The organism is Paenibacillus sp. J31R120, assembly GCF_056269225.1.
This window is the reverse complement of the sequence record NZ_JBWDNN010000004.1, coordinates 70,470-96,248: the sequence shown is the minus strand read 5'-3', so window position 1 is coordinate 96,248 and position 25,779 is coordinate 70,470. Positions and strand designations below refer to the sequence as shown.

The following is a 25,779-nucleotide window of genomic DNA, read 5'->3' as shown; positions in this document are numbered from 1 at the left end:
CTTTACCAGACGCCTTTGCCCGAGATTCGTTTTGAGATGAAATGTGTGCCGAGAATAAGTACGATACCGATAACGCCTTTGAACAAGCTGGCCGCCGTCGCATAAGCGAACTGGCCATTGCCGATACCGATCCGGTAGACGTACGTATCCAGAATATCGACGACGCTGATGACGGAATCGTTCATGAAGTTGAACACTTGGTCAAAGCCCGCATTCATGAAGAAGCCCAGGTTCAAAATGAAGACGGTTACAATTGTGCTGTATAGATGCGGGAGCGTAATGAATGTCATCTGCTGGAGCCTGGTCGCTCCGTCGATCTTCGCCGCTTCATACAGCCCCGGGCTGATCTTCATGATCGCCGCGAGATAGATAATGGAGTCCCAGCCGGCACTTCTCCAAATTTCCGATACGACGAATACCCAGCGAATATGGTCTTTGCTTGTCATATAGTCGACGGACGGAAGACCGAAGAAATTGCCGATCAGGTTCACGCCGCCTTCGGACGGATTCAGCAGGCTGATCCAGATGCCCGCGATAACGACCCACGACAGAAAGTGAGGCAGATACACGACGGACTGGACATACTTCCGATACTTCGAGCTTCGCACTTCATTAATCAAGAGCGACAGCGCAATTGGAATCGGGAAAACGAAGATGATTTTCATCAAGCTGATAATGATGGTGTTCTGCATCACCGATGCGAAGGCGGGAGAGCTGAACAGGACGTTAAAGTGCTTCCAGCCGACCCAGACATGATCGCCAAGGATGCGGTAATCCTGGAATGCCAGCTTCATGCCGTACAGCGGTATGAGATGAAAAATGACAAAATAAAGCATGGGCAAAGCGAGCATGGCATACAGCACCCAATCCTGCCGCATGCGTCTTAGAGCTTTCATGTCTATCCCTCCTCTACGGTGTCGATGGCAAGCATCATAAGAGGCGCATGCTGCTGGGCGCCGTATACGTCACGATCGCCGACTGTGCCGGACGAGATGTCCCGGGAGATGGTGATCTTAAAGCCAAGCGCCTGATCGAAAAAGACCAGGTGGTGAATCTGCTCCTCCGTAATACCGTACAGCTCGCAGACGGTTTCTTTCGTAATGCGTCCGGATGCCTTGACCATTCGGTAGTTCTCTTCGGAATCGAACAATACGTCTAATGTGAGCTCGAAGGGGCCGGAGTTTTTACTCCTCAGCACCTTCGCAAGCTGGCCGAGTTGGGTCATGTTCTATTCACTCCTAAAAAATTTTGCAACGGCAAAATTTACTTCGTAAGCATAATCCTTAATCTCAAATCCGCTCGATGCGGAAGCTTTCCTTGGTCATCTCCATCAGGTGGTACACCGAAAACTCGTACACCGGGCCAAATTCGATATCGCTTGGCGCGAATGGAAAGGCCAGATTGCCTGCCGTCGACTTCCGTCCTTCGTAGCCGTAATGCAGGAAGGTGGACCGGACAGTGGCGCATAGGCTGCTTGCCAGCTCCTGCGTCTTCGCGACTACTTCGAACATGACGCCAACTTCATGGCCGCGGAAGCGCTCGGACTCTTTGTCCCCCAGCACGCCATTCATGCCGTAATTATAGAAATGAATGCTGTAATCGGATTCAGGAATGTCGTTGTAATAGTCCTGCGCGCCTTGCTTCACCAGCGCCTCTACTTCCTCCAGCTTGCCGATCAGAATCGGATCGCGGATGCCGGCGACGACGAAGGTGCGATAAGCAACCAGTCTGGCGCCTTCCAGCTTGATCCTGTAGGTCTCAGCCGGGATGTACCGGCTGCCCGTTACTCGTACGACGCCTTCCTCCTGCTCCTCGAACCGGCAATGCTCCAGATCCAGCGTGAAACCCGGTCCATGCAGGATGTAGGGATGCTCTTTCTCGTAAAAGGTATGAGCCGCTACGCTCGTCGGGCTGCACTTCCGCGCCGGATTCAGCGACTGTACCAGGAACGCATCATCGGTAATGGTGCCGAGAATGCTGTCCTTCGTCGTGCCAGGCTCTGCGCATAACGCGCCGCATTCCAGGATTTTGCCCAAGTGATAGGAAAGCCCCGGGTCCTTCCCGTGATAGATGCCGATCGCCGCGAACGGCGAAGGATCATAAGCGCGGCCGCATACGATAATGTCCGCTCCTTGGCGCAGCGCTTCCACGATGGGCTCATGGCCCATCTGGGCGACGATGCTGTTCGTCTCACGAATGGCCGCTTCATCGAGCGGAGGAATGTTGGGGCTTAGAGCGTGAATGCGCCCCTCGCAGGTCGCTTGCAACACTTCCTCCTGCGTAAAATCCGCCCAGATGACAGAGATTGCCGCCTGCAAGCCCCTCTCCTGCAAAATTTCCTGTATAATGTCGAGCGTCCAGTTCACATGCTTCTCCGCGCCCGAACCTCCGGCCGATCCGATAATAATCGGGATGCCCCGGGGGACGCCGCTGGCGATCATGATGTCCAGGTCTTTCTTTGCCGCGCGCTTGCTTACAATAGATACACCGGCTCCCAGCTTGTGAGGACCTGCGTCTGTCGATCCCGCATCGACGACGATGCCGTGAATCTCCTGTTCCATGCCTCTTAAAAAGGATTGCTCCGGGAATCCGTATCCCAGCATGCCGCATGGCGATAAAATCCGAATGTCTGTGTTCATGTGCAATCCCTCTTTTATGCTTCGTATTCATTCATGCAATATTTGGATAATTGGGTGATCCAATTAAATGAAGAGAGGGCCATATTTCCCCCTACTCAAGCATGAACGTAGTTTTTCTGAATATTCTCCTTAACCTTGCCCAGATGATGAAGCAGAGCGAGCTTGGCTTTGACGGGGTCTCTTTCCTTGATCGCCTGAACGATCAGCAGATGCTCCTCGTATACCTCGCTCTTGCGACCCGGAATCTTCGCTGTCTTGCTTAACGTTCTTTGCAGCAAATCCATGTGCAGCTCGATCATATTGACCAATACGACGTTATGGGTCGCCTTGGCGATGGACAAGTGGAACGCCTGATCCGGCTTGGAGCGGTCTTCGCTCTCCTGATCGATCTGGCCCCACTTCTCGAAAGCCGCCTCGATCTCCTCGATATCCTCCGCTGTAGCGCGTTTCGCCGCCAGCTCGACAATTCCCGTCTCGAACAATTCCCTTGCTTCTAGCAGCTCCATAATGGTCGCCCGTTCGATATTGTCCATAATCCGGTTCTTATCTTCCGCAACGTCGAGCGCCTTGCTGAGGAACCTTCCTCCGCCTGGCTTGGCGTCGATCAAGCCTTCACGCTCCAGAATGCGGAATGCCTCGCGCAGCGTCCCCCGGCTGATGCCGAAAGCCTGAGCCAGTTCCCGCTCCGTCGGCAGCACATCGCCCGGAGCCAGGTTTCCTTCCAGAATGAGATTTTTGATCTGCTCGATAACATCCTCGTACACCCTATGGTATTTAATCCGTTTAATGGTCATATGAATTCCCTCTCACTTCGTAATGCGCCTTGCGGTGATTGGTCCATAATTGGATCACCCAATTAACCGCAACCCTAGAATAAACGCTCCTTACCTGTCCTGTCAAGTTAAAATGCAGCGCTTTCATTTCATGTTGACAGAAGATATTCGTCATATTAGTATAGTAATCGGACAATTGGGTGACCCAATTATGCCACAATGCCAACTGGAGGGATGTTCATGTATCGCAGCAAGAAGAAGCTCGCGGCTACGCTATTGGCAGCCGTCATGACGTTCACCGTTGTCGGCCAGGTTAACCCTGCGCAAGCCGCAGGACAGACTGGCCGTACGACGGAAGTCGTCACGTTCGCCTCGGATGCGCTGACCCGCGACCGTATGCCCGGCAACGATGAACTGACTTACAAGCTCTATCTTCCGAAAGGCTATGATGAAAACCGCAAGGAAGGATATCCTGTCCTCTATCTGCTTCATGGCAGCTGGGGAGACGAAAAGGGCTGGGACGATTTCTGGGGCACGCTTGATGACATGATTGAAAGCGGTTCCATCGATCCGGTCATTGCCGTAGCTCCCGCTTCTGGCAACAGCTATTGGGTCGATTCCGACAAGTTCGGCGCATATGAATCAGCGGTCACGAAGGATCTGATCGCCAAGATCGACAACGAGCATAACACGATTGCAGAACGCAGCGGACGGTTTCTCATGGGCTACTCTATGGGCGGTTATGGCGCGCTGCGTTATGGGATGGCCTACCCCGACCTGTTCGGAGCCGTAACGCTGCTCAGTCCGGCTATTCAGAAGAATGAGCCTCCTGTAACTTCCGGCGCTGTGGAGCGCGGTTCGTTCGGCGATCCGTATGACCCGTCGCTCTGGACAGCCAACAATTATCCAACGGCGATCGAAAGCTATGTGAAGCAGCCTCATCGTGTGCCTGTCTATATTTTCGCCGGGGATGATGATTGGAACCATCTGAGCGAGAAGGAAGACCTGCCTGCGGATGCCTATAAATACAATATGGAGGTGCAAGCCGCCCTGCTATACCAGGAGCTGCACCGGAAGAATCTGTTCGGACTGCCTTTCGAGAAATGGGAAGACGTGCCGGGCAGCCCTGCCGAGCTTCGCATTATCGATGGCGGCCATGATACGGACCTGTGGCTGACCGGCTTCCGGGACGGCCTCCGATATATGATGGGCAAGCCGGAGAGCGCTGAACTTAGTCCTTCCTACAAAGCGGAAGCCTACGCGCCTATGCGCCAAGGCACCGTTACAACCGAGACGGCAAAGCTGGATAGCCTAGCCGGCAACGCAGACGGCACGATTGGGACCGAGCTAAGCTACCGGCTCTACTTGCCGAATGGCTATAACGAAGATGCGATAACCCGCTATCCGGTCATGTACCTGCTGCATGGCAGCGGCGGAACGGAGACGAGCTGGGATAAATTCTGGCCGATTCTCGATTCGATGATTGAAGCCAAGAAGATCCCGCCCGTCATTGCGGTAGCGCCTGTCACAGGCAACAGCTACTGGGTCGATTCGGGCAAGTTCGGAGATGTCGAGTCTGCTGTTATAGAGGATCTTATCCCTCTCATAGACGACAACTACCCTACCCTTGCATCCCGCGAAGGACGCGGGCTGGTCGGTTTCTCCATGGGCGGATACGGCGCGCTTCGCTATTCTCTCGTCTATCCGGAGCTGTTCGGCGGCGCTGCCTTGCTGAGCCCGGCGATTCAAGACGGCGAAGCTCCTGCGACGTCGGGTGCTGTGGAACGCGGCTCCTTCGGCGAGCCGTTCGATCCGGCGCGCTGGGCGGAGCTGAATTACCCGCAAGCGTTGAAGGCTTACGCGACGAAAAAGCTGCCAGTGCCAATGTACATTATCGCAGGCGATGACGATTGGAACCATCTCAGCGAACAAGAGGATTTGCCGAAAGATGCCAACCGCTACAACATGGAAATGCAAGCCGTGTCGCTGTATCAGCAGCTTCACCGGTCGAATGTGTTCGGCTATCCATTTGAGAAATGGGAGGATGTCCCCGGCAGCCCGGCTGAGCTGCGCATCGTGAACGGAGGCCACTCCATGAACGTATGGGCGGACGGCTTCGAGCAAGGCCTGTCGTATCTGTTCAAGAATGGCCTGCAAGCTGGAGTGGGGGGCTTCAAGGATATTGAGAAGCATTGGGCCAAAGCCGATATTGTAGCACTTGCAGCCAAAGCGATTGTGAACGGCCGCGGAGAGGGCCTCTTCGCACCGGAAGCTAACGTCACGCGTGCTGAATTTGCGACACTGCTCGTCCGGGCACTTAATCTAACCACGGATGCGGCGAATGCCGACTCGTTCTTCGATGTACCTAAGGATGCCTGGTATGCGCAAGCGATCGCTACAGCTATGAAGGCAGGAATCGCGCAGGGCAACGGCGACGGCAAGTTCTGGCCGGATAAATCAATTACCCGCGAAGAGATGGCCGTATTCACCATGCGTGCGCTTGAAGCAATCGGCTCTACACCGAAGCCCGGCTCAGCTGCTAGCTTCGAGGATGAGGCGCAAATTAGCGCCTGGGCGCTGGCCGCCGTTAAGCAAACGACGGAGCTTGGGCTGCTTCAAGGCTACCCGGACGGAGCTTTCGGTCCCGGCATTCAAGCGACAAGAGCGCATGCCGCCGTTATTCTGAACCGTCTGCTTGGGATGGTAAAGTAATCCCTTTGCCATAATCCGCACCAAAAAACGAAAGCCCCTCGTTTCCGTCCCAATTGCGCGACGTCATACGAGCGGGCTTTCTTTTTGGAATAACCATTATGCGATCTGCTAACTTCTTCTTCTCACCGCACGAATACGAATTACGCCGTAGGCGGCGAAGCCAACCATGCCTAGAGGAATCACGGCATATTGTCATAGGAATGAACGGACAAGCATTAACGCCAGCAGCGCCAGTTTCTTCGCCATCCTCTATCACCTCTTGCCTAACAGACGCAACAATGGAAGGAAAAGGTTGCGTATGGCGCTCACGTCTTGCCAGCTTTCATCAGATTTTTCTAACAGGCAGCCGCAATATGGTTTTCCTCGTTGAAGGAGCGCTCCTCCGCGGATCGGACAAATAAATTTCATGATGCAGCCCGTTACCCGTCAGTCCATGCTCGCTCATATAGGTATCCATGCGCTCCAGCGTTGCCGGTTCCTCGCTGTAAGGCCCGATATGCATGATTTGCACGCAATCGCCTTCATGAATAGGAAGGTAGGCCACAGACTGAATCAGCCCAGCTAACGCAGGCTTCTTCTTGGCGGCTGCATGTCTCGCGCTTGTTACCTTCTCGGCTGTAACAAAGTCCGGCATGCGAATCATAATCCGCCAGCGCCATTCCTCGCGCGGGACAGTCAGCGGATCAGGGGCATCCGAATCGACCCACCACAGCCCCTCCAGCTTGGCTACCGTAAAATCGGCTTGCTCGCTCTTGCAAAGGCCTTTGACGCCATAAGCAACCGTGTAGAGCGCTTCGGTCGACTCCCGGAATCGTTCGCCATTGGGATCTCCCTGCCCTTCTAATGCCACATAATTCAGCTCCGGAAAATGGACAAGCCTCGGCTCAAGCGATGCCGTGTAATAGAGCTTGTCCCTTTTCGCCAAATCCAGCTTCTCTCCATTCATCATGTCGATCCATCACCCCTCTGTATCAGATGTAGCTACTATACAACAGCTTCCCTGACAAGATGGCTGTCAGGGAAGCTGTCGGGCTGGCAGATCCATTTACGATTCATGATGCTGAACCAACTCTTTGGCAAGTTTGATTAGTGCGTTCTTCAAAGAAAGAGGCTGTACAACCTCTACCCCCTTGCCGAACGAGAGAAGCATATGGGGCATATAACCCAGCATCGCTTCCTCCGCCATCAGCAGGCTTGCCACTCCTTCTCCCCGTTCAATCTCAGCGCTATGCTTCAAATACCACTGATTGCAAATCGCGCTCAACATTTCATTGTTCGCCTTTACGATAACCTGGACCTTCTCGCCAGCATGTTGTTCGGATACAGCCAGATAGTTCGCCAAATATGCCTTCGCTGAAAAGGATGCCGGGCGCATAAAGCCGCTCCCGGCAGGTGACACCCCACTGATGCGATCCCCTCTGAACACCCGGATCGACTCCCGGTTATGGCAATAAGCAATGACGTACCATCGGCCATGCCGATACAACAGGCCATAAGGGTCGATTTGCCGTGGGCTCGGCGACAATCCATCTGCTTTTGCATAGCCAATCGACAGCGTTTTGCCATCCATAATGGCTTGATCCAGCACATCCAGCACGCGCTGTAAGCCATCTGCCTTGTCTGGCTCATCCACTTCAATACCGGCCGTGCTCCGCTCCAGTTCCTCCAGCTGCGAATCATTCAGGCGATGTCTGATTTTATCGAGTGATCGCATGAGTGAATCCGAATAAGGATAGTGAGCCTGCTGCGCCAGCAAGACGCCATGCGCCATCGCCTTCAGTTCGTTGGTATCAAAGAATAGCGGCATGCTGGCAAAGCTGCTTGGCAGACTATAGCCCCCGCCATGCCCTGCTTCAGCAACAACAGGAACACCGCTCATGCTGAGCGCGTCAATATACCGGTATACGGTTCGAACGCTTACTTCCAATTCCTCAGCGATCTGCTCCGCTGTAACCCGACTCCTGGAGCTAAGGAGCCATAAGACGGAAAGCAAATAATCCAGCTTAACCATAATAGAAGGGGCTTTCTCGTAAAATTGCCAGCTTGAATCGAGTCATAACATCCGTCCTTTACCCGGGAATAAGGAAAGTATAGCATGCCGCTCGGCCTAGCATAAGCGATGCCGGGTTACAACTCCGCCAAGTCGGTAACTGCGCCTTTGCTCGCCGAGGATACAAGCCGCGCATACTTCGCCAGCGCGCCGGACGTGCGCTTCAGCGGCGGCTGCACCCATGTTTTCCTGCGCCGATTCAGCTCTTCATCCGTTACGTCAAAGTCAATCCGTTGTGTCTCGCTGTCTATTGTGATCCTATCCCCGGTGCGCAATAGCGCAATCGGCCCGCCAACCTGCGCTTCCGGCGCGACATGCCCGATGACAAATCCATGGGAGCCGCCGGAGAATCGGCCGTCGGTCAAGAGGGCCACCTCGCCGCTCAAGCCTTTGCCGACAATCAACGCCGTTACCGACAGCATCTCCGGCATGCCCGGTCCGCCCTTCGGCCCGCAATAGCGGATGACCAGCACATCGCCGCGCTGAATTTCATCTCGTACAATCGCTTCTGTAGCGGCTTCCTCGCTGTCATACACTTTGGCAGGTCCGGTGAAGCGCAGCTTCTTCATCCCCGACATCTTCGCAATCGCTCCATCCGGCGCAAGATTGCCGCGAAGAACAACCAACGGCCCGTTTGGTTTGAGCGGGTCATGGAACGGACGGATGATGTTCTGGCCCTCATGGAGCGGCTCGCTTGCCGCCAAATTCTCCGCTAATGTCCGGCCTGTGACGGTCATGCAGTCGCCATGCAGCAGTCCCTGCTCCAGCAGCAGCTTCATCACACCCGTCACACCGCCTGCATCGTTCAAATCCTGCATGACATATTGGCCGCTTGGCTTCAAGTCCGCCAGATGCGGAACCTTCACCCGAATGCGCTCAAAATCGTCATACGTCAGCTCCACACCCGCAGAATGGGCGATGGCGATCAGATGAAGGAACGCATTCGTAGAACCCCCAAGCGCCATGACGACAGTAATCGCGTTTTCGAATGCCTTTTTGGTCATAATGTCTCGCGGATAGATGCCCTGCTCCAGCAGAGAGATGACTGCCGCTCCCGCTTCCTCGCACTCCTCTGCCTTGCGCGCCGCGATAGCTGGCGTCGAGGCAGAGCCGGGAAGGCTCATGCCCATCGCTTCGGCTGCGGCAGCCATCGTATTGGCGGTATACATGCCGCCGCATGCGCCCGGCCCAGGACAAACGCTGCATTCCACTTTGTGAAGCTCCTTCTCCGTCATTTTGCCGTCATGGTATTGTCCGACCGCCTCAAAGGCGCTTACGATATCAACCGGTTTCCCGTCCAGCTTGCCCGGCTGTATCGTCCCGCCGTAGACATAGACCGACGGTACGTTCAGTCGCCCAATCGCCATGAGACAAGCCGGTGTATTCTTGTCGCAGCCGCCAATCGCCACTAGTCCGTCGAACCGTTCGGCACCAGTGACAATTTCAATGGAATCGGCAATCGCCTCGCGGCTCGGAAGCGAATAGGTCATGCCTTCATGCCCCATCGAAATGCCGTCCGATACGGTAATCGTATTGAAGATCAGCGGTGCGCCTCCATGCCGGGCAAGCCCAGCCTTTGCCCGAACAGCCAACTCGTTAATATGCATATTGCAAGGGGTAACCTCGCTCCATGTACTCGCTACGCCGATCATGGGCTTCTTGAAATCCTCATCCGTAAACCCGACAGCACGCAGCATCGCTCTGTTCGGCATCCGATTGACGCCTTCGCTGATAACCTTGCTCCGAATTCTCAGATCCTTTTTGCCTGTCATATCCATCACTCCTCCGTATTTAATCGCCAGCACTCTTGTAATATGCAATATATCGCATATGGATGCAGAATTCAATGTTAATTTCTATGGGATGTTCTGATGTGTAGTTTTGACAAAGAAAAATAGTGTTAATCCATGGAATCGATAAACCTGGAGTGGGAATATCCCGGAAAATGATCATAACAAGACGGCTCTCCGATTGTCGGAGAGCCGTCTTGCCTCATATAACAAATATCCGGTTAAATCTACTGGCGCCACGCTCCCAGCTGTCTTCGAATCAATACAATCTGGCCGCTATGATACGCGTCATGCAGCAGCCATATGGACAACTCCTGACCGATTGTCGTGGAAGCGAATGGCTTCTCCAGATCCTCATCGGACAACGCTGCAATCGTCTCCCGCAACCCTTCCGCAAGCTCGTGCGTCCTGGCTACCACAGCCTGCCAGCCCGCCTCGTCGTCTGGCTGGCCTGTAGAGCCAAATGTAGCTTTATTGGTAACCCTAGGGCCCAAAGGTTCGTCTCTCAGCCGATATAATAGATCCTCGTTGTAATAATTAATATGGAGCAGCGTCTGCCATATGGAATTGCCGCCTCCCTCAGGTTCCCAAGCCGCAACCTTCGCCGTCAGTCCTTCCAGTGCAACAGCCAGCGGTACTATCCATTCCTCTTTGCTCCACGCTTGCTCTCTCTGCAGCAGCAATAACTCGACTTTGCTCAACCCCATCCGCTTGTCAGCTCCTCTCAAAATTGTAACTAGCTAATCGCGAATTCGAACGTTACAATGAGAAGGTATCATATGTGAATTACGATTGCAACTATCTAATTCGATTTAGACGGTTACATCTTTTGAATAAGTTGGAGGTCATCAAGTATGGACGAGCTATGGACCGATTTCGCCAATAGTTTATGGCATGACTGGAGGGGCGACGGTCATTCGGAGGACCGGCTGCTGAAGCCGGAATGGCAGGCGGCCCTCCTGGAAAGCTGGGAGCTTCACGCTCCAGTGCCCATTCCAGCAGAGGATATGGTGACGATTCAGCGATTCAGAGATCAATTACGGCAATTCGCCATCCAATTATCCAGGGACACGACCGTGACTAGCGAGATGATCAGTGCGGTGAATGAAAAACTGGAGCAAAGCGCAGCTACCCGCGAAATGAGACAAGACGATGAGACCATTCGAATCGTCTGGCTGCCGCAAGAGCATACATGGAAGAGCTTACTGTCCGAAGTGGCTGCCAGCTTCGCGCAGACGTTGGCTGACGGACAAGGCAATCGAATCCGGATATGCGAGAACAGCAACTGCAATTGGGTGTTTCTGGACGACACGCGCAACCGCTCCAAACGATTTTGTGATGACAAGATGTGCGGCAATCTCATGAAGGTGAGGCGATTCCGGGAACGGAAGAAGACCGAGTCTAAGTAAAGCTGCATCATGACATCAAGCGTAAATACCTGGACGCTCACTCATAGCTAAATAAGAATCCATCATGCTATCAAATGAGGTGATTACTCATGCATTCTACTGAGCAATTGACAGAAGCGCTTAAGCAATCGAAGCGTATCGCCGTCCTGACCGGCGCCGGCATCAGTACGGCAAGCGGCATACCAGACTTCCGGTCCCGCGGCGGACTATATGATCAAGAGCTGGATGTCGAGGCGATTCTGTCGGAGACCTACTATCATCGGCATCCCAAATCCTTTTGGACACACTTCAAAACAATCTTCCACTTCCATGCGATTGAGCAGTATGAGCCTAATCTCGGCCATCTGTTTCTGCGCGAACTGGAGCAAGCGGGCAAAGAAGTGACCATCATCACTCAAAATGTCGACGGCCTGCACAGCAAAGCAGGCAGCCGCCGCATCCTGGATGTGCACGGCTCCATCCATACCGCCCATTGTCCGAAATGCCGCACAGTCTACGGCCTGGAGCATCTGGTCAGCGAGGAGATTCCGCGCTGTGACAAGGACGGGTTTATTTTAAAACCGGATGTCGTGTTATTCGAGGGAATGGTAAAGCATCTGGAGGAAGCCTTCGAGGAAGCCTCCAAAGCCGATCTGTTCCTTGCGATCGGAACGTCGTTAAAGGTTTATCCCGTTAAGGAATTGCCACGCTACAGCAAGGGCCGCCGAGCCCTTCTGAACCGTGAAGCGACTGAGCTGGACGGCTTGTTCGATATCGTTGTTCATGGGGACATCGTGGAGACGTTCCGCGCTGTTCAGGCATCTTGGTAATGCAAATATCGACTTTCAAGCCTCACAATGAAGCCCCCGCAGCAGCCAATCACATTGGCCGACGCAGGGGCTTTGCTTATGCAATCTCATCCGAGCGGCCCGTTAAAGTTCAGTCTCAAGAACGAGGTGAATATATCGTGTGCTTCATATACTGTTTATATTATATACAATTTAAACAGAGGTGAACACACTTGACCAGAAATGCGATTGAAGTGAAAGGTTTAGTCAAATCATTCGGCAAAGCGGCAATTCTGAAAGGCGTTAATCTTACCGTGCCCGCTGGCACCATCTTCGCCCTGCTCGGACCTAACGGTGCAGGCAAAACAACGCTCATTCATATTCTATCCACCTTGACCAAGCTGGACGAAGGTAGGGTAAAGGTAGCAGGGTTCGATGTCGAGTTCGAGCAAAAGGAAGTCAAGCGCTCCATCAGCTTAACGGGACAATTCGCTGCTGTGGATGAATTGCTGACGGGCGCGGAAAACCTGCGCATGATGTGCAGGTTATCCGGCTTATCGACCTCTGGAGCCAATGCCAGAACCAATGAGCTTCTGAAGCAATTCGATCTGGAAGACGCCGCTTCCAAACGAGCGAAAGCCTATTCCGGCGGCATGCGCCGGCGGCTTGATCTGGCGATCAGCCTCGTTACACATCGTCCGGTGATTTTCCTTGATGAACCTACGACCGGTCTGGATACCATTAGCCGACGCACGCTCTGGGAGATGATTCTCGGCCTCAAGCAGCAGGGCATCACCGTATTTCTGACGACGCAGTACTTGGAGGAAGTCGATGAACTGGCCGACGAAATCGCGGTCATTCACGGAGGGCGTATCGTGGCATCTGGAACAGCAGATGAGCTGAAGTCGCGGGTAGGTGGCGAGGTCATCGAATTGCGCAATGCTCAAGATGAGCTAATCGGCTCCTATCCGACTACCGGAGGGCTTGCCGATGTCAAACAGGTGCTGAACAGCGCCGCGCATGCTTTCAACCCCGATACCAAAATCTCGATTCGGAAGCCAAGCATGGATGACGTCTTCCTTGCCTTGACCGCAACCAAAACCGAAACGAAGGAGGCCTCCATCTCATGAATACGGCCGAATCTGTGCAAAAATCACCAACGATCATCACAACCAATCTCGTCTTTATCGGGAGAAGCCTTCGCCATAGCCTGCGCAACGTGGAGTCTCTACTGATGGCGATTATACTCCCTGTGTTTCTTATGCTGCTGTTCACCTATGTATTCGGGGGAGCAATTGATACGACGGGACACTATGTCACCTATGTCGTTCCCGGCATTATCCTGTTATGCGCCGGATACGGATCATCCAGCACCGCCGTCGATGTAGCGACAGATATGACGAACGGCATCATCGACCGCTTCCGAACGATGCCGATTTGGGCTGTCAGTGTCGTGACCGGGCATGTCGTCGCAAGCGTCGTCCGCAATATGCTGGCGACATGTATCGTGGTCGGCGTCGCCCTCCTGCTCGGCTTCCAGCCTGTGGCGGGCTTAAGCGACTGGGTGATTGCGCTTGGGCTGATCGTCTTGTTCATCTTGACCTATACGTGGCTGTTCGCAGCGATCGGCCTCGTCACGGGAAGCCCCGCAGCCGCCAGCGGATACGGCTTTGTACTCCTGTTCCTTCCTTACCTGTCAAGCGCTTTCGTCCCGACCGATACGATGCCATCCTGGCTGCAGGGCTTTGCGAACCACCAGCCCATTACGCCGGTCATCGAGGCGCTTCGAGCGTTGCTCATTGGCGGACCCATCGGGAATAATGGGTGGCTCGCGTTGCTCTGGTGTGCAGGCATCCTGCTCCTTTCCCTCATCTGGTGCGCTATCGCCTTCCGCATGAGATCGGGCCGCCGCTAAGCACAATTCCGATCTCCCCTGTCCATTATAAAAGGGCCGTCTGCCACTACCGCTTCATGATTATATCGGTGCGGCGTGCGGCCTTATTTGCGTCGTATTTTGCTCGATTGACTCTATCGAAGTATCCCTGCTGTCTGCCCCTCCATGACTCTAATTAGAAATCGACCGTATCTGGTTGACAGACAAACCGCTCTCACTCAAACTAATATATAAAATTTACCATACCAAATGATGAGAATAGAGGGAGAATGCCGAACGTGGACAACGAATTGAATACCTATACACCCGAGCTTGATCAATGGATTCAAAATGACGTGAAGCACGCTCTGATTGATGTCGACAATACACTTGTGAAAGCCAACATTGCCGAGCTATACCTGCGCATGCGCAAGAACAGCTTCAAGTCTGCTTGGTCGTGGCGGCTATGGCTTACAGGCTTCGCTGCATTCTGGGCGCCCCTCTACCTGCTTCTGGATGCGATGAACCGGGAATGGTTCCAGCGGGCATTTTACCGGCGGTTCCGGATTTTCTCCCCGGAGCAGATCGACCAAGCTTCTGAACAGCTTGTCCAAGAGAAATGCCGCACGCGGCTTATTTCCTACACGCATCAGCTCATTCCTTATTTGCAGAAAAACAACATTACTGTCATTCTTCTGTCCACCAATATCGAACCCGTCGTGAAACGAATGGCGCAGCGTTATGGCGTGGAATACCTGTGTCTGCCTATCTTGCAGAACGGGACAGCCGCACAGGTAGGACTGGATCAACTCCGCGATTTCAAAAAGAATCACGCCGAACGTTACCCATCCGAATCCCTGCTTGCCGTCGCAGACTCCAAGCATGATCTGCCTGTGCTTCAGCATGCGGCATACTCTATTGTCATAGAAAATCGCCCACTCTCCTGGATGAAAAAAATCGGAGGCACATACATCCGTGTACCCGGCACCCTAGTTCATCACGAGCAAGACCATGCAGACAACCGCACGCATGCCAAAAATGTTCCATCCTAAAACCACTTACTCCTTCCATATTAAAAAAACAGCGATTCGCCCCTGCACGAATCGCTGTTTTTTGCTTCTATTCACTCAGTGTCTTCTTTATCTCAATATACTGCTCGATGCCGTCAAGTATACGCTCCAGTCCGAATGCAAGATCGTCGCCGACCGGATTATCAGCTTCTTCTGTATAGGCGCCCGCCATCACAACCGGATACAGATGAGGGTAGTCCTCCTCCTTGACGAGTGCCTTCAGACCAGCTGTGTAGATCGATCCGCTGAACGCGTCCAGACTGTCGCCTTCCTTAATCACAACATCCTTATCCCGCTCGATGAGGCCGCATGCCCTGGCGTAGCTGTTCAGCAGGAGCACAAAGGACATTTTCTCATAATCATTGAGCGGGAAGTCTCGCATCATGCGCAGCGTCCAGTCGATCAGCTTCAGCGTGTTAGGCGTCAACGGCACATTGCGAATCGTAATATCGCTATACCAGGGATGGTCCCGGAATATGCCCACACAAGCTCTGACATACTCACGCATCTCTTCGCGCCAATCCCGATCAGCGCTCTCTTCCGGCACAGGAATATCGCATACGGCGTCCTGCATAAGAAGCAGAAGGTCGTTTTTGCTGGTGACGTATCGGTATAAGGACATCGTCGTAAACCCAAGCGACTTTGCAATCTTACCCATGGATAAGGCCGTGAGGCCTTCGCGATCCGCAATCTCGATCGCAGCCCCGACAATCTGGGGAATGCTAAGCTCACCCTTCGGCCCCCTGCTAGGTTTCTTCACAATGCCCCAACTCAGGGTCACGCCGCCTGGCAAGTTTTTGAACACTTCATCATTAGGATCTATTGAATTGCCGTCAGACATAGCATTGCTCCTCCATCCAAATCAGACCGTACGCCCTATTCACAACCGCTTGCCGCTAATCGTGTATGTCGCAAACAGTATACCATAGGCCGCACGCCAGAAGGAATCGGCGGCAATCTAACGCTGAATCATATAGTACGTGCCGAGCGAGCCAATCCGAACATTGAATAGATCGGTAATAGCAGCCTGATCGAAAGCCGTGATCAAGGAATCCTTCAATTCATTATCCGACAACGTTTCCGTCATACGAACTACGATGAGGTCATCGTCTCCGCTCTTTAACAGTTCAGCTACTTTGCTCGTAAATTTATTCGGGGAATCAACCTCCAGACCGTTCACCACATAATAATCCATTGAATCATCCGTTGATTCGAATTGGTCCAGCTCATGATCCAGCCAATAACCTTCGTCCAGATAGAAATTCAAAGCGGTGGCCGTGTCGTCGCTGGAGCCATAGAGCAAATACGGAATACCTGAATTCGTCGCGTTGTTGGTCGAATCCACATGAACCCATGAGCCGCCGATCTTCGCCTTATTCCAGGCATGCGGCACACCGTTCATATCACCGGTGACAACAACGGATTCCAGGCCGGCAAGATCGCTCAGCATCTTATACGTAGAGGCATAGGACGCGCATACGCCTACTTTTTTCACCATAATGCCATAGGTTGTAAAAGAATCGTTGAATTTCGGATCAACCGTCTTAAACTCGTTATTCTCCGCATCCTCGAGGGCGGCATCGTCATAGACAGTATTGTCATTCAAATATTCATATAAAGCCAGATGCTTCTCTTGCTCCGACATGCCAACCTTGAAGATTGTCGTGACGAGTTGGGCTGCTTCTGCTACGATCTCCTGCTGCTTGCGGGCAATCGTCTCGCGGTCATCTTCATAACCAATGAACAACGTAAGCGTCTTATAGTTGTAGGCATATTGCTTAACGCCCAGAATCATCGGATTCTGATAGATGACCTTTTCGAGCACATCGGTTAAGGTATCAAAGTTTTGCGCCTCCGGGAACGCCTTCAGCGACAGCTTGTCCTGTCCGTCAATCAAGCCAAGAGCCAAATATTCCTCTAGAGCCGAATCGGCATTGACCGGGACATCCGCCACTACTGCAGGCACCGTGACCGCTTGGGCATTCCCTTCCTCGACGGTCTTGTCCGTATTTTCCTTCTGGGCCGTAACAACCGAAACCTCGTCATCCGCAGAAGGCGTGTCTGTAATAATCGTCGGAACCGTCGGATCCGGTACGTGATCGGTCGTATTGCTCGGCGGCACATAGCCGTTCGCTTCCTTCTCCGTTCTCTCGGACAAGGCGCCTAATTGTTCCTTCGTAATCGAATTTACGATGATGAATCCGACGAAGGCGGTACCGTCGATCGTATGTTTGATAACTGCCGATCCATCGCTTTTAATGACAGCATCCTCTGTCCAATAGTTCATTCGCCGCGGCGCGATCGATCCGTCGATATACATCACATCAACCGTCTCCGGCAAGTCCTTGACCGTCGCGTAGCTTTGATAGACAATACTTTCAGTCATCTTTGTCGGCAGACGTTTGGATAATGGAATGGTATTTACCGGCTTGCTGAAGCCCGACTCCTTGTCGCCCGCAACAGCGGTAACATAATATTCTCCTTCGACCATCCGGTTCTGAGCCGTAATAAAAAAGTTGATTTCGTCCAGCGCCTCGGTCATCAGCAAGCCGCCGTCGCCATCCAGCATAAAGTCATTGAACTGCGTCTCGGTCACCTCAGCAACCACTCTTGGATTAAAACCTACATAACCTTCCTCTGCGCTGCTCTGCGGCAGATTGGCTTGGGCCAACAGCACCGGCTTCGAGCGCTGATAGACACGGTAGCTCTCTGCACCCTCCACCTCATTCCAGGACAGCATGAGGCGGCCTGTTGAATCAATGTCATATTGAAGAGTCGGGACAGGCAAATCCGATTTCACCGTAAATGGAATAATGATTGGCTTCTCCAGCTTCGTCGCTGTTGTCGCATCCATATCATAGTTGATACGAATATAGTAGTTAGGAGCTCCGCCCCATACCGAAGTGCTGCTCTGTTTCATCGTATCTGTCGGCAAGATGGCCGAGAAAGGTTTGACGGATACACTCGTTACGCCATCCGACAATTCCTCAATCGTCATTTGTTCCTTCACATTATCCCAGACCGAAGCCATGATCTCGCTCTCCGGAAGGGCCTTCTGGTCCGTATGTACGGAGACCAATTCTTTCATGGAAAGACCTGCATCAGAAAGTTCAAAATTAAAATCAAAAATGAATTCCTTATCCTGCTCCACATTATAAATAGGCATAATCGCCTTGTCTTGTTCCGAGCCGTATTTCTTCTTCAAGTCCAGTACGGTAGCGCCGGAAGCAACCTCTGTCTCAGCAGCTTTCGTACTCTCCGGCGCCGTCGCCGACTCGCCGTTCTCGCTGGCTTTGCATGCCGTTAATAGAATGCTTAATGCCAATAATAAATAGAATAATTTCCTCAATCGGTTAACCTCCTGTTGGTTGATAGACATTCAGCGATGTATCGTCTTGACCCTTGAGCTCATAGAATTTCGCTACATTCTCTAGCAATTCTTCCGGCTCGCAAGCGAGCAATCGGAATGGAATATGTACTTGCCCGTCACTCAATCCCTTGTTAAAGAGAATCAGGAACTTCTTGAACCCGCCGTAGCGATTAATAATGAGGTTCCGATCATACGTATGAATGACGAGGAATACCCAGCCCTGCAGCTGAGCAATGCCGATATGCTCAATCTCCTCCCACTTGATCAGTCCCCCGGACATGTACGTGGAATGATCAAGAATCCCCTTCTCAGACAGAGTAAGTACCGGAGACGCAGCCAACAAAATCCTCAAGTTATGAATCGCAACACCTGCCAGGGCAATGGCCATGAGCCCGCCTACCAATCCCAGAACCATATTGCTATTGCCGAAAGCCACACTAACCAAAAATATTCCGACCGCCGTCCCAGCAATACCGAAAATGGACATCCCGATCAGTCGACCGCGTTTTCTGTAATAACTAACCTCACCCATGCTCAACTCTCCTTTATCTATGACCATATACCCATGAACGAGACTAGCATATATTTCCTATGAATTCAAAGGTTTTTTCGACAATTTTCGGGAATTAAGGGGGATTCACCCTCGAATGATAGAACAAAGGACGCACAAAAAAGCTCTGGGGGATTAGTTTAACTAATCTCCCAGAGCTTCTTAACCATTCATTCTACTTCGCAAAGCTATGATGCCCGATCGTCACAATAACGTCCAGACTGGACCAAAATTCGCCTTTGGACACCTTCGGATTGAAGAAGTAGACGGCATCTTCCACGTTGTTCTTGCCATTCAAGGCATCCTTGGCGGCACGAAGCACGCTTGCATTCGGCTTGCTCTTATCGAGCATCCCGTTATGCGCCGGCGGGAATTGCTTACCGGAGTAGATTACGCCCTTCACCGTATTCGGAAAGCGCGCATCCTTCACCCGATTGAGGATGACATTGGCGACAGCCAGTTGACCTTCATACGACTCATTGCCAGCCTCGACCTGCGTAATCTTCGCCAGTAGCGTCATGTCCTCTTCCGTAAACGCCTTTGCTTTGTGCTTCAGTACAGAAGGCATCACCACGCGCAGCTTCGTACCGGCCTTGATCTCATCCTTCGCATCCAGACCATTGCGCTCCAGCAGCTTCGCCTTGCCCTGTCCGGTTTCCTTGGCGATCTCGGCCAGCCCGTAGTCCGCGGCAACAATAGCAGGCTCAACAGTCGTCAGCTCTGCTGTATCCGCCTCTGCATCCCACTTCACTGTGGCGTGAAGCAGCTCTGCTACATAGCGCAGTGGAATGTACAGTTTGCCGTCAGCCAGGAATGGCGTCTCCTCCAGCTTGTAGCGTCCTTCATTGAAGTACACTGTTGGCACTTCGTTGCCGAGTACAATCGTATCGCCTAATAAAGTATGTATCGTTGCTTCTTCGTTCTTCTTATCCCATTTCACTTTCGCGCCGAACATCTCTGCCACTCGCGCAACGGGCAAGTAAATCCGTCCCTCTTGCTTGCGTACCGGTTCTTTTATGTCCACTGCTTCGCCATCAAGTTTGATTGTAATGCCCTTCGCAACCTGCGGTAGATCCGCCGCCGCGACCGAAAGCGGTCCGACGCAAAGCAGCAGCATCGCAATGAATACCATAAGCGTGCGCCTGCCCATCGGCATGCTTCTTCTGATCATAGTAACCTCCCGTTTCAATTGGAACCGTGCGGAACCTGTTATCCATGCTCTTCGCAGATTATATCACAGCTCTAAGCGCTTACAGGATTAACGTTTTCACAGAATTGGCCGTTTTTGCGTCCATTTTTCGAAAAAACAGACGACTTCTTGTCCCATTAATCGGAAAAAGCGATATAGCTAAGCTTCAGTATTGTTTAATCAATCGAAACCTGCGTTCGTTTAATCTATAGAAAGTAGATAAGAATCGCAAAGATTCAGTTCGAACTGGTACAGGTAAAGGTTGTCGAATAACTTATCATGAAGCTGCCTTGTGGAGTGCAGCTTGATGTCGTGCATTTCTTCCCGCTTTCCACGTACAGAACTTTGAGCTACGCCCATCATTCACATTCTTTTATCAATTCTCCTCTTGTTTTACACAATTGAAAATTTATATTGCGTAACGATACCCCACATGTTATTATACAAGTGTCACTACTTTGAGTAAATGAACAAGCGCAAGGGAACGCTTCGTTCATTGAAATTCCCCGTAGAAGTATGACTATCAATATTGCGTAACTATACGTTACGTAATATAAAATCAAAGGAGGAAGTAATCATGCCAATTAATAATCCAAACACGTATCTGTTTATCGGCATTAGCAAAGCCGTTCCGGCAGAAAGTTCCCATCCTGCTAGTGTCATTGCAAGACAATCATTTAATATTAGTATTCAGCCACGGCTACCAGGCGGCTATGTCGATTCCACGTATAAAGGAAACATCAGAGCTTACGCTAACTCTCCTACAAGCGATACAGCCTTCTTAATCGGCGGTACGTCTCGATCTGCCGGTGATACCGGGTTTAGTGGAATTTCCGCAACGATATCTTCCGTTTATAATGAAAGTTCTTTCCGAAAAATCACGCTAGTTGATGATGATGGAAAAACATTCTCAATGAACGTTGGTGTTTGGTTCCGCGGAGACATTTCTACCTTCAGCATTCCCTTGACAGGGAACGCTCCAGCTTGTGGTTTTCCTAATCTACCAGCCAACTTTGCTGCACTGCCTGCAACAGGACTATGTGGCAAGAACCTTGTTGTTGCCAACATGAACAACAATCAGGCTACTACGGCCAAAGTTTGGGATGTCGGACCTTGGGTACCTTATCGCAATTGCAGCTCCGATACTTACTGGAGTACAGGCACTATTCCTTGGGCACAACAAAATAAAGGTAAAAAACGCTGCGCCCTCTGTACATGTCCAGCAGGAGGTACCGATTATACCGTTAATGGCGCTATTCTTGATGTAAGTTCAACGGTATTGAGTGCAATTGGTTCAAGTAGCACGCTGACAAATGGCGTTTGGCGCTTCTCGTAAAGCAAAAAAGGAACCAAGGCAACTTGGTTCCTTTCTAATCAACGTTAATCAGGCCGAAGCTCTATTCGAGAAATAAAACAAATCGGGCTGTTTTTTGCAAACTTCACAGTAAAAACATATGTGCCAAGATGAGGCACTTGCACTTCAATTAATGCTGTTTCATCCGGTGTTCCGGCATCCATTACCTCAACTTTGTACTCGCTCGACTTAATTTCATCCGGTATCAAATTGGTTGCCATAGCTTCTACCGTCAATACGGGGGTAGATTTCCAAGGAGAATGGCCTTCATTTACACTTTGAATTTCTTCTTTCGTCACATATCCGATTTCACCTCTTGCATAGTACGGGATTTCTGAATAGTTGCTCTTTAATACCTCATCGGATAGTTCAAAAATAATAAGAGGTTTAGCGGCTAAGTCAGATTGAAAATCATCAGCTTTTTGAAATACGATTTTTTGTATAATTTGAATATCCGAGTCCTGGCCATTTCTCAGCGCCACAGTGTAAGTGCCCCATTTGGGAACTTGTACTTCAACAATCGTTTCATTAGTACCCATATTTGTAGGGTGTTTCGTAAATACAATATCAGTCGCGGTTTTCAACGAAACGTTTTTTTGTAGATACCCTCCCCCAAGTTTGGCTAACTGCTCGTCAATGGTCTTATCAGTCGAATAATCAATGGGAATTAGATTGGAAATCTGCAACAAGGTACTAATAAGCGGATCGCTCCAGGTGACGCTATGGCCCTCGTTAAAGCTTTTCACGCCCGCGTCCGTCAAGTAGGTAATTTTCCCTTTATTATAGTTTGGAATTTCACTTGTTTTTTTCTCAAATTGCTCTGGACTCAGCTCATAAAGGATTATTGGCTCCATAATCTCTCTCTTTTCATCGGTTGGTCGGTTTACTGTTGGGGTTACAGGTACTGAAGATGGATCAGTACTTTGAGGCGGAGTTGATGAATTGGTTTGAGCCGCACAACCAGAAATAATGACAGCTATAGTAACGGCAGATAAAAAAGCTCGCAATTCCTTCATAATCCATACACCCCTTTCCATTTTTATAATTATTTGACGTAAAGTGTAAAGAAAAAGTTGCTTATTTGAACTCAAAAAAAGCATGTTTATGGAGGGATATCAGGATGAACTCACCCTGTCGAGAAAAACTACTTAAGAGCATTCAAGCTGCTCACAGGTCAGTTATCGCATATGCTAGCTGTTTATGCGAAGATATACCCACACAAGACCAGGAAATCTTCTATAAATTTGGATTAGAACTATCTGTGCAATTGCAAGAACTTCGGAAGCTATATCGTTCCTTGTATCAAGTTGATCCATTAAATGGTGATCATCCGATACAAGCATGCTTACACTCTTCAAATTCCATTGATTTATAGTTTAGTAAGATAATTGAAACAATATTATTAAAAACAACGTATAATAGATAGTGAACATTTCCATATATTTAATTTTCAAGGGGTCCATCCGACCCCTCATTATTACCACTGGAATAATATTGATCATATTGAGGTTTTAGGAAAACAGAATTAAAATAGGGATGTATGTTCTGTTTTTAATTTGTTGGGAAAATGAGTAGTAAAAACTGGGAGGCTGATGTATACACTTACAACAATTAAAGTGAGGGGTTGATCTAAATTGACAAAAAATTATAAAGAAATGCATTCAGAGTTTAGTCTAAATGAATTAGGAAACCAGCTTCCAACTCAAATGAGACAAGCTATTCTCGAATTGATACAAGCGGATCCCACATCGCAATATTATTATGATATACAAGTGAACGAGTATCAGATTCTATTTTATTTAATTGAGCAAAACATTCATGAAAATTACATGGTATGCCATTATTTTATTACAGACAGTTTTCGGCAAGATTATACATATGAAAGCATGTCCCTTTCAACGATTCGAAAACTGCACAATATGACAATTGAACTTGAGAATTAATTAAGGTCCCGCTTCGCTTCAACCTGAATGGCTTTTACTCGAATGTATTCTTCTTCTATTGTTTTAGAGAGAAGCTCAGTTGCAGTCATATTCATTTTTTTGGCTGATGCAGCAAGTTGCGCCTTTATATAAACAGGTATATCGTAATGAAATTTTACTTTATTTCCATAAGCCATTCATTATTCTTCCTTTCCAAAAACACTTTGATATTTTCTCTCTACTAAGCGGATAAGCAATTGGGTCGCGGACATATCTTGCAATTCGGCTGCTTCAATAAGTTTTTCCTTAATTTCAGGTTGAAACTCATACGGAAGTTTCAATTTAGGCTCACTTAGATGTCCATTCATACCCTTCTCAATTTCTATAGCATAGGAAACCAACTGCTCCAAAGAGTCTGTTGTTTTAGGTTCAACACCGTATTTAATTAAAACACGCAGTAAATATGACCGCAGCGATGCCTGATCTTCCTCATTAATCTCTATCTTCATATGCTGATCTGAAAATGTTAATTTGCATTCAATCGTATAACCGAATAAATTCAGGGAATATTTCATAACACATCTCCTTCCTAAGCTTGTATTATAGAGTGTTTTGTAACGTCACGCAATATGTTATTCATTTGGTAATGATTCTAGAAGCCCTCTGAAGACCGCTGGTCCATACTTGTCATACTGGGCTAACAGTCCATGTGTGGCTATAACAGCGATTTGTGTTTGGGATAATCCAGTTTCTTTGGCCATCTTCATTAATTGCTTTTTCACGTTATCCGGGAAGTAGACTGTTAAACGCGGAGCTTTATCTTTTTCATTCATTTAATCACTCTCCTTATCTCTATGATAACACACTTTTTATGTTATAAAAACCATAATGAGGATCTATAGCCAAAATGAAAGGACGGGACGGATCATGGATATTACTCTCGAAAATATCGGGACTCTTATCGGAACTATTGGCTTTCCAAGTCTAGTTGCCATTATTTTGTTAAGAAGTGTCTTAGGTACCTTTAACCAAAGGCTAGATACACTCGATAAACGCTTAATTCAGTTAAATAAATCTATTGTAATGGTCGCAAAAACTTTGAATCAATCCTCTAATGAAGAAATACGACCATCAGCACATACCGATTGATTTGACTTATTTGCAGCTGTAACACACCTAGAAACCAGCTTCGCTTGCAGCTATGCTGATCCGCTCTGCGCAGAATTACTTACAACCAGAGCGGATCAAAATAAAAAAACTCGTGGCTTGTATGGTTTCGCAGGCCTATCTTAGGAAAAGAACGCTAGTCTACCGTCACCGGAATATGAATTAGCCCTGAGCACGATGGGTCAACGATCGCTACATGCTCTTCGCATCAGGTGCCAACACTCTAACCCTCTCCAAATAATCCGTCACCGCCGCATCCTCTTCCAGCGGATAGAGGAAGCCGAGCTCGCTTGCCACGTACTCGGCCGTCTCACGGAATAGCTCACCCATCAGGAACAGGGCTTCCCATACACTCTCGTACGTGCCTGCCGGATAGGTAGCCATTAGCTTTTGCCAGCTATCCTCCGGAATATAACGGTCCAGGAACTTGCCATTCTTGCCGACGCTTAACGTGAAGTCCGTCCGAATACCCGCTTGCCACTCCAGCATTTTCACCAGCATGGGCCGCATCAGATTGTTCAGATGATCCTGTGCATACAGCATTTCCTTCCGCCATAATCCTTTGGCGACATACGTTGCCACCCACCAGAACTCATTGAAGCAATCCGCGTAAAATTCGGCAGAAGGCCGTGTCACCCAATAATCAACGTCCGTCGAAGGGGGCACATCGGGGAAGAGTCCGTCCTTATCGAGCAGAACCTGCATCAGCTTGTCTTCCTTCACGTAATCGTCCTTCTCTTCAACCGGTATAAGCGTCATATCGATGCGATTGCCGTCCTTGAACAACATTAAGTAGGAGAAGCGGTTGCCCAGATCCGGGGGAAACATTGCCATCGCCTCCGGCATCTGCATGATGATTCTCTCGCCGAATGCATCGACCCAATCCGGCTGATCGATGTACGACTGCATATCGGTCACATGAAAGCTGATATCATAATCGCGAAATAAATCCTTAGGCACGTTAGGATTCGTCCTGGAGCCTTCCAGCGTAACAGCCCGTACCCGCTCATCCTTCTCGGCCATCCCTAGCACCAGGCTCATCATTTCCCTCTCGCTTCTCATCTCTTTGCCTCTCCTTCTACTATTGTTCTCCCAATTGACCCTATTTCTATGCTACCATAAAGAATACTAGACAACGAAGGAG

25 protein-coding genes are annotated in these 25,779 nt (G+C 50.2%); 8 read left to right on the top strand and 17 right to left on the bottom strand.

Going from position 1 to position 25,779, the window contains the following annotated elements; translation table 11 throughout:
* Positions 1-2 precede the first annotated feature (2 nt).
* The 4 genes from AC0YNW_RS15910 to AC0YNW_RS15895 form a co-directional block, all read right to left on the bottom strand.
* Positions 3-896, bottom strand: coding sequence for an ABC transporter permease (locus AC0YNW_RS15910; RefSeq protein ID WP_387470751.1), 894 nt, complete (start codon positions 894-896; stop codon positions 3-5).
* Between the two features lie 2 nt (positions 897-898).
* Entirely contained in the window at positions 899-1,225 is a 327-nt protein-coding gene (locus AC0YNW_RS15905; RefSeq protein ID WP_387470749.1) for a DUF4387 domain-containing protein, read from the bottom strand.
* Between the two features lie 64 nt (positions 1,226-1,289).
* Positions 1,290-2,639, bottom strand: a complete 1,350-nt coding sequence (locus tag AC0YNW_RS15900; RefSeq protein ID WP_475832768.1) for an acyclic terpene utilization AtuA family protein — start codon at positions 2,637-2,639, stop codon at positions 1,290-1,292.
* A 95-nt stretch (positions 2,640-2,734) separates the two neighbouring features.
* Positions 2,735-3,433: a FadR/GntR family transcriptional regulator gene (locus tag AC0YNW_RS15895; protein WP_387470745.1), complete on the bottom strand. Its 699-nt coding sequence runs from the start codon at positions 3,431-3,433 to the stop codon at positions 2,735-2,737.
* Between the two features lie 219 nt (positions 3,434-3,652).
* Here AC0YNW_RS15895 and AC0YNW_RS15890 point away from each other — a divergent pair, with 219 nt between their 5' ends.
* On the top strand, positions 3,653-6,124 hold the full coding sequence (locus AC0YNW_RS15890; protein WP_475832767.1) for an alpha/beta hydrolase-fold protein: 2,472 nt from the start codon (positions 3,653-3,655) through the stop codon (positions 6,122-6,124).
* Positions 6,125-6,449: 325 nt separating this feature from the next.
* On the opposite strand, the gene AC0YNW_RS15885 is transcribed toward AC0YNW_RS15890, so the two are convergent.
* The 4 genes from AC0YNW_RS15885 to AC0YNW_RS15870 all read right to left on the bottom strand — a co-directional run bounded on the left by AC0YNW_RS15885 (position 6,450) and on the right by AC0YNW_RS15870 (position 10,671).
* A complete protein-coding gene (locus AC0YNW_RS15885; protein WP_475832766.1) occupies positions 6,450-7,073 on the bottom strand; it encodes a GyrI-like domain-containing protein in 624 nt (207 codons plus the stop codon).
* Between the two features lie 96 nt (positions 7,074-7,169).
* Positions 7,170-8,135 carry a helix-turn-helix transcriptional regulator gene (locus AC0YNW_RS15880; protein WP_475832765.1) on the bottom strand — a complete coding sequence of 322 codons (966 nt, stop codon included), beginning with the start codon at positions 8,133-8,135 and terminating at the stop codon, positions 7,170-7,172.
* Between the two features lie 116 nt (positions 8,136-8,251).
* Positions 8,252-9,946 (bottom strand): dihydroxy-acid dehydratase, encoded by a 1,695-nt coding sequence (ilvD, locus tag AC0YNW_RS15875; protein ID WP_475832764.1) that lies wholly within the window; start codon positions 9,944-9,946, stop codon positions 8,252-8,254.
* Between the two features lie 245 nt (positions 9,947-10,191).
* A complete protein-coding gene (locus tag AC0YNW_RS15870; protein ID WP_475832763.1) occupies positions 10,192-10,671 on the bottom strand; it encodes a DinB family protein in 480 nt (159 codons plus the stop codon).
* A 147-nt stretch (positions 10,672-10,818) separates the two neighbouring features.
* On the opposite strand from AC0YNW_RS15870, the gene AC0YNW_RS15865 reads away from it, so the two are divergent.
* From AC0YNW_RS15865 to AC0YNW_RS15845, 5 genes are all read left to right on the top strand, one after another.
* Entirely contained in the window at positions 10,819-11,373 is a 555-nt protein-coding gene (locus tag AC0YNW_RS15865; RefSeq protein WP_475832762.1) for a CGNR zinc finger domain-containing protein, read from the top strand.
* A gap of 89 nt (positions 11,374-11,462) precedes the next feature.
* Entirely contained in the window at positions 11,463-12,182 is a 720-nt protein-coding gene (locus AC0YNW_RS15860; RefSeq protein ID WP_475832761.1) for an NAD-dependent protein deacylase, read from the top strand.
* Positions 12,183-12,373: 191 nt separating this feature from the next.
* The gene (locus tag AC0YNW_RS15855) at positions 12,374-13,270 is read left to right on the top strand and encodes an ATP-binding cassette domain-containing protein (protein ID WP_475832760.1); all 897 of its coding nucleotides are present in this window, start codon (positions 12,374-12,376) and stop codon (positions 13,268-13,270) included.
* Positions 13,267-14,055, top strand: a complete 789-nt coding sequence (locus AC0YNW_RS15850; protein ID WP_475832759.1) for an ABC transporter permease — start codon at positions 13,267-13,269, stop codon at positions 14,053-14,055. Before AC0YNW_RS15855 ends, AC0YNW_RS15850 begins: the two co-directional genes overlap by 4 nt.
* A 257-nt stretch (positions 14,056-14,312) precedes the next feature.
* Positions 14,313-15,065 carry a haloacid dehalogenase-like hydrolase gene (locus AC0YNW_RS15845; RefSeq protein ID WP_475832758.1) on the top strand — a complete coding sequence of 251 codons (753 nt, stop codon included), beginning with the start codon at positions 14,313-14,315 and terminating at the stop codon, positions 15,063-15,065.
* A gap of 67 nt (positions 15,066-15,132) precedes the next feature.
* On the opposite strand, the gene AC0YNW_RS15840 is transcribed toward AC0YNW_RS15845, so the two are convergent.
* The 4 genes from AC0YNW_RS15840 to AC0YNW_RS15825 all read right to left on the bottom strand — a co-directional run bounded on the left by AC0YNW_RS15840 (position 15,133) and on the right by AC0YNW_RS15825 (position 20,174).
* Positions 15,133-15,924 carry a TetR/AcrR family transcriptional regulator gene (locus tag AC0YNW_RS15840; RefSeq protein ID WP_475832757.1) on the bottom strand — a complete coding sequence of 264 codons (792 nt, stop codon included), beginning with the start codon at positions 15,922-15,924 and terminating at the stop codon, positions 15,133-15,135.
* A gap of 117 nt (positions 15,925-16,041) precedes the next feature.
* Complete coding sequence (locus tag AC0YNW_RS15835; protein WP_475832756.1) at positions 16,042-18,432, bottom strand: transglutaminase domain-containing protein; 2,391 nt, start codon at positions 18,430-18,432, stop codon at positions 16,042-16,044.
* 4 nt (positions 18,433-18,436) lie between these two features.
* Positions 18,437-18,985 carry an STM3941 family protein gene (locus tag AC0YNW_RS15830; protein ID WP_475832755.1) on the bottom strand — a complete coding sequence of 183 codons (549 nt, stop codon included), beginning with the start codon at positions 18,983-18,985 and terminating at the stop codon, positions 18,437-18,439.
* Between the two features lie 193 nt (positions 18,986-19,178).
* A complete protein-coding gene (locus AC0YNW_RS15825; protein WP_475832754.1) occupies positions 19,179-20,174 on the bottom strand; it encodes a cell wall hydrolase in 996 nt (331 codons plus the stop codon).
* A gap of 595 nt (positions 20,175-20,769) precedes the next feature.
* Here AC0YNW_RS15825 and AC0YNW_RS15820 point away from each other — a divergent pair.
* Positions 20,770-21,528: a hypothetical protein gene (locus AC0YNW_RS15820; protein ID WP_475832753.1), complete on the top strand. Its 759-nt coding sequence runs from the start codon at positions 20,770-20,772 to the stop codon at positions 21,526-21,528.
* Between the two features lie 44 nt (positions 21,529-21,572).
* Here the strand turns inward: AC0YNW_RS15820 and AC0YNW_RS15815 are convergent, their stop codons facing one another.
* The 4 genes from AC0YNW_RS15815 to AC0YNW_RS15800 all read right to left on the bottom strand — a co-directional run bounded on the left by AC0YNW_RS15815 (position 21,573) and on the right by AC0YNW_RS15800 (position 24,301).
* The gene (locus tag AC0YNW_RS15815; protein WP_475832752.1) at positions 21,573-22,562 is read right to left on the bottom strand and encodes a hypothetical protein; all 990 of its coding nucleotides are present in this window, start codon (positions 22,560-22,562) and stop codon (positions 21,573-21,575) included.
* A 923-nt stretch (positions 22,563-23,485) separates the two neighbouring features.
* Positions 23,486-23,665, bottom strand: a complete 180-nt coding sequence (locus tag AC0YNW_RS15810) for a hypothetical protein (RefSeq protein ID WP_475832751.1) — start codon at positions 23,663-23,665, stop codon at positions 23,486-23,488.
* Positions 23,666-23,668: 3 nt separating this feature from the next.
* Positions 23,669-24,043 carry a hypothetical protein gene (locus AC0YNW_RS15805; RefSeq protein ID WP_475832750.1) on the bottom strand — a complete coding sequence of 125 codons (375 nt, stop codon included), beginning with the start codon at positions 24,041-24,043 and terminating at the stop codon, positions 23,669-23,671.
* A gap of 57 nt (positions 24,044-24,100) precedes the next feature.
* Positions 24,101-24,301, bottom strand: coding sequence for a hypothetical protein (locus tag AC0YNW_RS15800; protein WP_475832749.1), 201 nt, complete (start codon positions 24,299-24,301; stop codon positions 24,101-24,103).
* 94 nt (positions 24,302-24,395) lie between these two features.
* Here AC0YNW_RS15800 and AC0YNW_RS15795 point away from each other — a divergent pair, with 94 nt between their 5' ends.
* Positions 24,396-24,617, top strand: a complete 222-nt coding sequence (locus tag AC0YNW_RS15795) for a hypothetical protein (protein WP_475832748.1) — start codon at positions 24,396-24,398, stop codon at positions 24,615-24,617.
* A 210-nt stretch (positions 24,618-24,827) separates the two neighbouring features.
* On the opposite strand, the gene AC0YNW_RS15790 is transcribed toward AC0YNW_RS15795, so the two are convergent.
* A complete protein-coding gene (locus AC0YNW_RS15790) occupies positions 24,828-25,697 on the bottom strand; it encodes an aminoglycoside 6-adenylyltransferase (RefSeq protein WP_475832747.1) in 870 nt (289 codons plus the stop codon).
* Positions 25,698-25,779: the final 82 nt, after the last annotated feature.

What these genes read in the sequence shown, in the direction of transcription:
- ilvD (WP_475832764.1), bottom strand. Translation starts at nt 9,946, where the DNA reads ATGACAGGCAAAAAGGATCTGAGAATTCGGAGCAAGGTTATCAGCGAA.
- AC0YNW_RS15890 (WP_475832767.1), top strand. Translation starts at nt 3,653, where the DNA reads ATGTATCGCAGCAAGAAGAAGCTCGCGGCTACGCTATTGGCAGCCGTC.
- AC0YNW_RS15825 (WP_475832754.1), bottom strand. Translation starts at nt 20,174, where the DNA reads ATGATCAGAAGAAGCATGCCGATGGGCAGGCGCACGCTTATGGTATTC.
- AC0YNW_RS15895 (WP_387470745.1), bottom strand. Translation starts at nt 3,433, where the DNA reads ATGACCATTAAACGGATTAAATACCATAGGGTGTACGAGGATGTTATC.
- AC0YNW_RS15830 (WP_475832755.1), bottom strand. Translation starts at nt 18,985, where the DNA reads ATGGGTGAGGTTAGTTATTACAGAAAACGCGGTCGACTGATCGGGATG.
- AC0YNW_RS15870 (WP_475832763.1), bottom strand. Translation starts at nt 10,671, where the DNA reads ATGGGGTTGAGCAAAGTCGAGTTATTGCTGCTGCAGAGAGAGCAAGCG.
- AC0YNW_RS15795 (WP_475832748.1), top strand. Translation starts at nt 24,396, where the DNA reads ATGGATATTACTCTCGAAAATATCGGGACTCTTATCGGAACTATTGGC.
- AC0YNW_RS15905 (WP_387470749.1), bottom strand. Translation starts at nt 1,225, where the DNA reads ATGACCCAACTCGGCCAGCTTGCGAAGGTGCTGAGGAGTAAAAACTCC.
- AC0YNW_RS15820 (WP_475832753.1), top strand. Translation starts at nt 20,770, where the DNA reads ATGCCAATTAATAATCCAAACACGTATCTGTTTATCGGCATTAGCAAA.
- AC0YNW_RS15885 (WP_475832766.1), bottom strand. Translation starts at nt 7,073, where the DNA reads ATGATGAATGGAGAGAAGCTGGATTTGGCGAAAAGGGACAAGCTCTAT.
- AC0YNW_RS15910 (WP_387470751.1), bottom strand. Translation starts at nt 896, where the DNA reads ATGAAAGCTCTAAGACGCATGCGGCAGGATTGGGTGCTGTATGCCATG.
- AC0YNW_RS15840 (WP_475832757.1), bottom strand. Translation starts at nt 15,924, where the DNA reads ATGTCTGACGGCAATTCAATAGATCCTAATGATGAAGTGTTCAAAAAC.
- AC0YNW_RS15815 (WP_475832752.1), bottom strand. Translation starts at nt 22,562, where the DNA reads ATGAAGGAATTGCGAGCTTTTTTATCTGCCGTTACTATAGCTGTCATT.
- AC0YNW_RS15800 (WP_475832749.1), bottom strand. Translation starts at nt 24,301, where the DNA reads ATGAATGAAAAAGATAAAGCTCCGCGTTTAACAGTCTACTTCCCGGAT.
- AC0YNW_RS15790 (WP_475832747.1), bottom strand. Translation starts at nt 25,697, where the DNA reads ATGAGAAGCGAGAGGGAAATGATGAGCCTGGTGCTAGGGATGGCCGAG.
- AC0YNW_RS15900 (WP_475832768.1), bottom strand. Translation starts at nt 2,639, where the DNA reads ATGAACACAGACATTCGGATTTTATCGCCATGCGGCATGCTGGGATAC.
- AC0YNW_RS15865 (WP_475832762.1), top strand. Translation starts at nt 10,819, where the DNA reads ATGGACGAGCTATGGACCGATTTCGCCAATAGTTTATGGCATGACTGG.
- AC0YNW_RS15860 (WP_475832761.1), top strand. Translation starts at nt 11,463, where the DNA reads ATGCATTCTACTGAGCAATTGACAGAAGCGCTTAAGCAATCGAAGCGT.
- AC0YNW_RS15850 (WP_475832759.1), top strand. Translation starts at nt 13,267, where the DNA reads ATGAATACGGCCGAATCTGTGCAAAAATCACCAACGATCATCACAACC.
- AC0YNW_RS15805 (WP_475832750.1), bottom strand. Translation starts at nt 24,043, where the DNA reads ATGAAATATTCCCTGAATTTATTCGGTTATACGATTGAATGCAAATTA.
- AC0YNW_RS15810 (WP_475832751.1), bottom strand. Translation starts at nt 23,665, where the DNA reads ATGGCTTATGGAAATAAAGTAAAATTTCATTACGATATACCTGTTTAT.
- AC0YNW_RS15880 (WP_475832765.1), bottom strand. Translation starts at nt 8,135, where the DNA reads ATGGTTAAGCTGGATTATTTGCTTTCCGTCTTATGGCTCCTTAGCTCC.